Below are 7,627 nucleotides of genomic sequence, written 5' to 3' on the forward strand. Positions count from 1 at the left end.
AAACCCTCCGGGCGGCGTCACAAAATCCCTTTCTGTATCGTCTATTAGATAGAGAGGGAAAGTGCATAAATTTAGGGCGGAAAGCTTAAAGAAATCTTCAGAAAATTTCTATGGAATTGCATGCCCGGACAGAGTACAATCAGTTTGCTTCCGTGAGAGGACAACAAAGGACAGGAAAGGAGGGACGCCGGATATGGTGTTCAACTGGGACGACGAGCGGGTACGCCGCCGGATGCTGGCGGTACCCATTCTGTATTTTATGTTTTATATGATCTGCTTTGTGCTGCTGGAGTCCTATGTCCGGCCACGGTATTGGATCGCCAGCGACCTGGATGCCTACATCCCCTTCTGCGCTGCCTTCCTGATCCCCTATGTGGCCTGGTTCCCCCTGGTACCCGGCATGTGCTGGTATTTCTACAAGCGGGAGCCGGAGCAGTACTTCTATCTCTGCCGGATGATCGTGGTGGGGCTCACCATCTGCCTGGGCATTTACGCCCTTTTCCCCAATGGACAGCTCCTGCGCCGGCCCATTGTGAGCGACGACATCCTCAGTCAGCTGGTCATCCTCCTGCGGAAGACCGACACCCCCACCAACGTCTGCCCCTCCATCCATGTGTTCCTGACGGTGGCCGTTGCCATGGCGGGGGCCCGCTCCCGCACGCTGAGCGGGCAGGTCCGCCGTCAGGCGGCCCTGATGGTCCTCTCGGTGCTCATCTGTCTCTCCACCGTCTTCCTCAAGCAGCACTCGGTGGTGGACGTGGTCTGCGGCGTCGCCCTGGCCGTGGGCCTGGATACGGTGATCCGCCGGAGCGGCGTGGGGATGAGCCTTTTCTACGCGATGCTTCCCCGTAAAAAAACGGCCTTCGAGTCTTAAACGGTTGAAAAAGAGCGCGGACCTCTCCAAAGAGAGGTCCGCGCTCTTTGCTGCGTGCGATCAGACGGTTTGCAGGCTGGCCAGGAATTGCCGGGCGCCCCGGGGGGTGCGGCCGGGGGAGTGCATGTCCCACTGTACGGCCCTGCGGCGGAGCTCCTCCCGGTCCATGGGCAGCCCCTGCTGGACGGCCAGAGACTGGACCAGCTCCAGGAATTCCCCCTTGGAGAGGGCCAGGTAGGGGATGCGCAGGCCGAAGCGGTCTGAGAGGGCGGTCTTCTCCTGGATGGTCTCCTGGCGGTCCACCTCGTCCCCCTGCCGGTCAGAGAAGGTCTGCCGCACCAGCAGGCGGCGGTTGGAGGTGGCGTAGATGGCCACGTTGGCCGGACGCCGCTCCAGTCCCCCCTCCAGAATGGTCTTGACCACCGAGTAGGTGTGGTCGTCCTGGTCGAAGGCCAGGTCGTCGATGAAGAGGATGAAACGCTGCTTCCGCCCCGCCAGAGAGCGGATGAGCCCCGGCATGTCCCGGAGCCCGTCCTTCTGGACCTCGATGAGCCGCAGGGACTCAAAGCCGGGGACGGTGAGGAGGGTCTTGACCGTGGCCGACTTACCGGTGCCGCTGTCGCCGTAGAGGAGGACGTCGTTGACCCGATTTCCGGCCAGGAAGGCCCGGGTGTTGGCGATGACCTGGTCCCGCTGGAGCTCGTAGCCCATCATCTCCTCCTCCCGGGGAGTGTCCGGGTCGGCCACGGGGATGAGCTGCCCCTCCGACCACAGGAAGGCCCGGTACCGGGCAAAGAGACCGGCGCCGTGGAGATGGTAGAAGGCGGTGAGATCGTCAAAGGTGAAGGGGACGGCGCTGTCCCACCGGGGCAGGGCGTCCAGGACAGGGCGGAAGGACTTGGGCAGCAGGGCGGCCATGGCGGCGGTGAGGTCGCCGCAGTCCAGCCCGGCCAGCCGGGCGAGGGTGTCCACGTCCCGGCGGGCAGCCCCCTCCAAAGCGGGGTCGGACCCGCCGCGGTCCAGCAGAGCGGGATAGGGGCCTTCGGTATAGCGCAGCCGGTCCCACAGCCAGTCGCCAAGGCCGGACTTGCCCGCCTGCCGCAGGCCGTAGAAGATCTCGGTATAGTGCCGGAGGGCAGCCTCTCCCTCTCCGGCGGCCAGGGCGTCCAGCAGGGCGCGGAGGCTGCCCATCAGCGGCTCCTGCATCAGGTCCAGGCAGGTGGTGAGCCCCAGAAGGGCGGGGCGTATGGTCTCAATCATGGGTGTTCCTTCCTCTCATTTCTGGGGGCTATCAGTCCAGCTCCCATTTCAGAATGGCGCCGGTGCGGGCGTCCACTTCGGCTTCGTACTCCTCTCCGGCGGCATCCCGGAACTTGACCTCGTAGATGGGCCGGCCATCGTCCTCGTCCAGCTGGAACTCGTCAAAGACGGCGCCGGGCATGCGCCCGGTGACGACAGACTGCACGGCCTCCCAGGAGAGGACCTCCCCGGCGGCGGATCCGGACGGGGCGGGGACCGCCGGCGTCTGGGCGCCGGTGGCCGGCGGGACAGTGGCCGTCGGCGTGGCAGTGGGCGGGGTGGGGAGGACCGGCGTCGGCTCTGTTTCGCCGGCGGAGAGGGCGGCCCGCTTTTGGGCGATGAGGTCCTCCACCTCCTTCCGGAGGTCCCGGCCATGGTCGGCGCTCTTACAGTTCACCGCCACGTCCACCTGGGCGTCGTCGTCCAGATAGCCGCCGGCCCACAGGTCGTCCAGCAGGGCCTCCACCGTGGCCTCCAGGCTCCAGCCCCGGTAGGAGCGGCCCTCCAGGATGGGCTGGGCGTCCTCGTTGAGGGGGATGACCCCCTTCACCTGGTCCCGGCGGTCCAGCTCGATGGCCAGGGCGGGGTTCACCCGCAGGTCCACCACGGAGTAGACCTGGAAAAACTGCAGATAGCTCCACAGACCCACACACAGGACCAGGGCGCACAGGGCCAGGACGGCCACCGGACGGAAGGAGCGCCGACGGGGGAGGGGCTCCTGACGGGTCACATAGTCGTGGACCTCCAGGGGTTGGACCGGCGTGTCGGCCACCGCCCGGAAGTCGGGCCGGGGCAGCTGCTCCGCCGCGCGGCGGAGGGAGGCTTCGATCTTTTCGTTCACAGGCGCACCCCCTCATCGGTGAGATAGCGTTTGAGTTTCTTCAAAGCCCGGTTGTACCGGGAGAGGACGGTGGACAGGGGAAGACCCAGGTCCTGGGCGATCTCCCGGTGCTTTAGGCCGGAGACGGCGTGGAGCAGCACCACCTGTCGCTCCTCGTCCCCCAGGGTCTTGAGGGCGGCCTCCAGCACCAGCCGGTCAGTGGGGTCGGAGACATAGGAGAAGCGGGCGTCGTTCTCCAGGTCCTCCGGGGACTGGCCGTCCCGGGACTGGCTGCGCTGGAGGTCCCGGCACAGGTTCCGGGTGATGGTAAAGAGCCAGGCCAGGGGTTTGCCCTGGGGCACATAGAGGTGGGCGGCGGCCCGGACCTTCAGGTAGACCTCCTGGGTCACGTCCCGGGCGTCCTCCGGGTCCCGGAGCAGGGAGAGGGCCAGGGCATAGACCGCCTTCTCGGTCTGGACATAAAGGGCCTCCAGCGCGGCCCGGTCCCCCTGCCCCACCCGGGGCAGGAGCCCTTCGTCCAGCGGCTGGACAGGGCGGTTCTGCCGGGCCAGGCCCTCCATGGTCATAACAAGGAACATGGACGTCCCTCCTCCTCTTCCTGATGCAAAGGTGCGGTATGCGGCTTTCATCATACCACAGAAGGAGAAAAATGGGAAGGGTGTGACTCTGCCCGCGTCTCTATAACGGCGCAGCGGGCGGTTTTATCGCAGGGACGGAAAAAAGACCGCCCGAGGGCGGTCTTTTTGGACCATGGGATTGAGGCAACGGTCCCGGACAGGCTCAGTTTTTTCGGTTCTCCTCCCCCTCCTGGGCGGCCTTGAGGGCCCGGAGGACCCCGATGCCCATGGGCAGGGCCACCAGAAAGGAGCACAGGTCAGAGAGGGGCTGGCTGATCTGGATGCCGGTGATGCCCAGCGTCCGTGGCAGGATGAGGATGGCGGGGAGGAAGAAGAGCCCCTGCCGGCACATGGCCAGCACAGTGGCCCGGAAGGACTGCCCGATGGTCTGGAGGGTCATGCTGGAGGGGAAGAACCAGGCCATGAGGGGGAAGGAGAGACACTGCATCCGCAGGGCGGCGGCGCCGATGGCGATGACCTCCGGGTCGTCCCGGCGGAAGAGGGCCAGCAGCTCCGGGGCGAAGCAAAAGCCCAGCGCCGCCAACACCACCGCCCCGACGGCGGCCAGCTTGAAGAAGAAAAAGTAGGCTTCCCGCACCCGCCCGTAGCGCCTGGCCCCGTAGTTGAAGCCGCATACCGGCTGATAGCCCTGGCCCAGGCCGATGAGGGCGGAGCCGGCGAACATGGTGATCCGGGAGACGATGCTCATGGCGGCGATGGCGGCGTCGCCGTACGTCCGGGCGGCCACGTTAAGGAGGACCGTGGCCACGCTGGCCAGGGCCTGCCGCCAGAAGGAGGGCAGACCGTTGGTGAAGATCCGGGCGTAGCGCTCCGCCGTGGGGCGGAAGGCAGTCAGGCTCAGCCGCAGATTGCCGCCGTGGAAGGTCCCGCCCACCAGCAGGCAGAAGCCCACAAACTGGCTGAGGATGGTGGCCAGGGCGGCGCCGCCGGCGCCCATGTCCAGGGCGAAGATGAAGATGGGGTCCAGGACGATGTTGAGGACGGCGCCGGAAAAAATGCCGATCATGCCGAAGACGGCGCTGCCCTGAAAGCGGAACTGGTTGTTGAGCACCAGGGAGGCCGCCATGAAGGGGGAGCCGATGAGGATATAGAAGACGTAGTCCCTGGTGTATTGGGCGTTGGTGGCGGTGGCGCCCAGGGCGTTGACCAGGGGATCCAGGAAGAAAAGCCCCAGCACGGCCAGGACCACCGTCAGAAAGAAGGAGGAGTAGAAGGCCACCGAGGTCATCCGCTGGGCCTCCTCCCGCTGCTGCTGCCCCAGCAGGCGGGAGATGTGGTTTCCCGAGCCCTGCCCGAAGGTAAAGCCGATGGCCTGGATAATGGCCATCAGGGGGAGGGCCACCCCCACCGCCGCCGTGGCGCTGGTGCCGATCTGGCCGACAAAAAAGGTGTCGGCCATGTTGTAGAGGGAGGTGATGAGCATGCTGATGATGGTGGGGACCGCCAGCGTGGACACCAGACGGGGGATGGGAGTCTGGGTCATCTGGGTGAACTTGTCCTCCGGGGGACGAAACAGGGACACGTCGGCTCACTTCCTGTCTGTTCTTGTATCACTGAGAGTAGTATAGCACAAGAATGGTTGGAGACACAACGGCTTTCTTTGCGAAAAACTTCATGCGCAAAGCGCGCCACGAAAACGGGCAAAGGCTTGTGGGGCATGAAGTTTATGGGCATATGGGCCGTCCCGGCCCATGCGCTTTGCTTGCATGGCCGTGCCGCTTTCTGCGGCACATGGACAATTTTGCGATGCGTTTGCATCGCAAAAAAGGCCGCCAGGCTCCGATCAGAGTCCGGCGGTCTTCTTTCACATGATGTCGCTGTCCACGGTGATGTTGTCGGTGCCGTGCTCCTCAAACTCGGCGATATAGGCGTCGATGCGGGAGGCCAGCTCCTCATAATTGCTGTCGTCGATGGGCACGTCGTTCATATCCCGGCGGGCCAGGTCCTCGGCCAGGATGTCGAAGAAGACGTTGTCCTCGTAGTCCATGATGGCTTCGTGGATGCCCCCCTCGGCAAAGGCCCGGGAGGGGATGACCTCGCCGTTGTAGACCTCGGCCAGGATGGGCATGCCCTCCTCCCCGGCCTTGGAGAAGAGCAGGCTCTCCACCTCGTCGTAGTCGGGGATGCGGTCCTCTCCACGGGTGGAGTTGAGGACCCAGTTTCCGATATACACCAAATCCAGCAGTCTGCGGTACTGCTTGCGCGTGAGTTCCAGTTTCATGGTCAAGACCCTCCTTCACGGGCGGCGCGGGGCCGGAGCGCCCTCCGGCAGATAACATTATAGTATATTTTCCAGACTTGTCAAAGGGTACCCGCAGCCTGCAAGGGATTCGCCCGGAAAAATCCCACTTGTTTTTCCGGGGCGTTTCGCATATGATAGTTCCTGCCGGACCGTCCCCGGAAGGACGGTGGAAAATGCTTGCTGCGGCAGGAGGTTTTGGTGTGGATAATCGTCCCATTGGCGTGTTTGACTCCGGGCTGGGCGGCCTGACGGCGGTGCGGGAGCTGCAGCGCCTGCTGCCCGGAGAGGACATCATTTATTTTGGTGATACCGGGCGGGTGCCCTATGGGGGCCGCTCCAGAGACACCATCATCCGCTACGCCCGGCAGGACGTGGCCTTTCTGCGGACCTTCGACCTGAAGGCCATCGTCATCGCCTGCGGCACTGTGTCCACCACAGCCCTGGACGTGCTCGCGGCGGAAAACGACATCCCGGTGTGGGGCGTGGTGGAGCCCGCCGCCGCTGCGGCGGCTGCCGCCACCCGGAACGGCAGGGTGGGTCTCATCGGCACCCAGGCCACCATCCGCAGCGGCGCTTACGAGCGGTGCATCGCCCAGGCCGCCCCCCGGACCGAGGTGATGGCGGCGGCCTGTCCCCTCTTCGTGCCCCTGGTGGAGAACGGGCGCTTCCGGCGGGGGGACGTGGTGGTGGAGACAGTGGCAGGGGAATACCTGGCCCCCTTCCGGGCGGCGGGGGTGGACACCCTGGTGCTGGGCTGCACCCACTACCCCCTGCTCACGGAGGTCATTGGCCACTGCATGGGGCCAAAGGTGACGCTCATCGACGTGGGACGGCAGTGTGCCGACGCCGTGGCCGGGCACCTGCGGGACAGGGACGCCCTGGGACAGCCCGGCCGGACCGGAGAGAGCCGCTATTATGTCAGCGACAGCGCGGAGGATTTTTCCCGCCTGGCCTCGATCTTCCTCCGCCGGAACGTAGAGGAGACGGTGAAGCAGGTGGAGATCTGGAATTACTGAGGTTTTTGGCGGGAAAGTCCCCGAAAGGGGCGCGAAATATGGTATCTCCCTCTTTACATCGGGATTTACTTATTATATAATAGCCGCCGGCCCTGCGGCAGCGCCGCAGGACGAATTCTGCGTAAATACCGAGGTAACTTCCCAATGGATAAAAGCGTAATCATTTCCATCAAGGGAGTCCAGAGCACGGAGGGGGAGCAGCCCGAGGTCATCGAGCTGGTCACCGAGGGCAAGCTGCTGGACTGCGGCGACGCCGGCTATACCCTGACCTATCAGGAGAGCCAGCTCACCGGACTGGAGGGCACCCTCACCACCTTCCAGGTAGAGCCCGACTGCATTACCCTGATGCGGGTGGGGGAGTTCAACTCCCAGATGGTTTTTCAGCCCGGACGGCGGCACTTCTCTATGTATGAGACGCCATACGGCGCCCTGTCCGTGGGCATCAGCACCAAAAAGATGCACGCCAACCTGAACGAGCGGGGCGGCGAGATCGAGATCGACTACGCCATCGAGATCGACCATGCGGTGGCGGGAGAAAATCTGTTCCACATCGATGTGCGCGAGAAGGAGCCCATCCTGGCCCAGTGAGGGTCAATCTCGATGGGCCCGTGAGGGCCGCGGGCCGTCAGGCCCGTCCAAGTGTCCCGCCTTTGGCGGGACCTTGCCGCAGGCGGGATTCACTCCCGCCGAGGAAGTGAAATTTTGAAGGGGTCCCCG

Annotated in this window: 8 protein-coding genes; 3 read left to right on the forward strand and 5 right to left on the reverse strand. The window is 64.6% G+C overall.

Annotated features, from left to right (window positions below; genetic code table 11):
* The first annotated feature begins 193 nt into the window (after positions 1-193).
* A complete protein-coding gene (locus tag Q0Y09_RS11825; protein WP_297721898.1) occupies positions 194-874 on the forward strand; it encodes a phosphatase PAP2 family protein in 681 nt (226 codons plus the stop codon).
* A 60-nt stretch (positions 875-934) separates the two neighbouring features.
* Here the strand turns inward: Q0Y09_RS11825 and Q0Y09_RS11830 are convergent, their stop codons facing one another.
* From Q0Y09_RS11830 to Q0Y09_RS11850, 5 genes are all read right to left on the reverse strand, one after another.
* Positions 935-2,134, reverse strand: coding sequence for an ATP-binding protein (locus Q0Y09_RS11830; RefSeq protein ID WP_297721901.1), 1,200 nt, complete (start codon positions 2,132-2,134; stop codon positions 935-937).
* 31 nt (positions 2,135-2,165) lie between these two features.
* Positions 2,166-3,014, reverse strand: coding sequence for a PepSY domain-containing protein (locus Q0Y09_RS11835; protein ID WP_297721904.1), 849 nt, complete (start codon positions 3,012-3,014; stop codon positions 2,166-2,168).
* The gene (locus tag Q0Y09_RS11840; protein ID WP_297721907.1) at positions 3,011-3,592 is read right to left on the reverse strand and encodes an RNA polymerase sigma factor; all 582 of its coding nucleotides are present in this window, start codon (positions 3,590-3,592) and stop codon (positions 3,011-3,013) included. Before Q0Y09_RS11840 ends, Q0Y09_RS11835 begins: the two co-directional genes overlap by 4 nt.
* A 202-nt stretch (positions 3,593-3,794) precedes the next feature.
* Entirely contained in the window at positions 3,795-5,174 is a 1,380-nt protein-coding gene (locus tag Q0Y09_RS11845) for an MATE family efflux transporter (RefSeq protein ID WP_317380472.1), read from the reverse strand.
* A gap of 282 nt (positions 5,175-5,456) precedes the next feature.
* The gene (locus Q0Y09_RS11850; protein ID WP_297721909.1) at positions 5,457-5,873 is read right to left on the reverse strand and encodes a hypothetical protein; all 417 of its coding nucleotides are present in this window, start codon (positions 5,871-5,873) and stop codon (positions 5,457-5,459) included.
* A 221-nt stretch (positions 5,874-6,094) separates the two neighbouring features.
* On the opposite strand from Q0Y09_RS11850, the gene murI reads away from it, so the two are divergent.
* Together murI and Q0Y09_RS11860 are read left to right on the forward strand one after the other, a co-directional pair.
* A complete protein-coding gene (murI, locus tag Q0Y09_RS11855; protein ID WP_297721912.1) occupies positions 6,095-6,910 on the forward strand; it encodes a glutamate racemase in 816 nt (271 codons plus the stop codon).
* A gap of 144 nt (positions 6,911-7,054) precedes the next feature.
* Positions 7,055-7,498, forward strand: a complete 444-nt coding sequence (locus Q0Y09_RS11860) for a DUF1934 domain-containing protein (RefSeq protein WP_297721915.1) — start codon at positions 7,055-7,057, stop codon at positions 7,496-7,498.
* Positions 7,499-7,627: the final 129 nt, after the last annotated feature.

Source organism: Intestinimonas sp., from assembly GCF_026169115.1.
GTDB lineage: Bacteria > Bacillota > Clostridia > Oscillospirales > Oscillospiraceae > Intestinimonas.

Coding starts and splice junctions, on each gene's coding strand:
- Q0Y09_RS11825 (WP_297721898.1), top strand. CDS start 194: ATGGTGTTCAACTGGGACGACGAGCGGGTACGCCGCCGGATGCTGGCG.
- Q0Y09_RS11830 (WP_297721901.1), bottom strand. CDS start 2,134: ATGATTGAGACCATACGCCCCGCCCTTCTGGGGCTCACCACCTGCCTG.
- Q0Y09_RS11840 (WP_297721907.1), bottom strand. CDS start 3,592: ATGTTCCTTGTTATGACCATGGAGGGCCTGGCCCGGCAGAACCGCCCT.
- Q0Y09_RS11850 (WP_297721909.1), bottom strand. CDS start 5,873: ATGAAACTGGAACTCACGCGCAAGCAGTACCGCAGACTGCTGGATTTG.
- Q0Y09_RS11860 (WP_297721915.1), top strand. CDS start 7,055: ATGGATAAAAGCGTAATCATTTCCATCAAGGGAGTCCAGAGCACGGAG.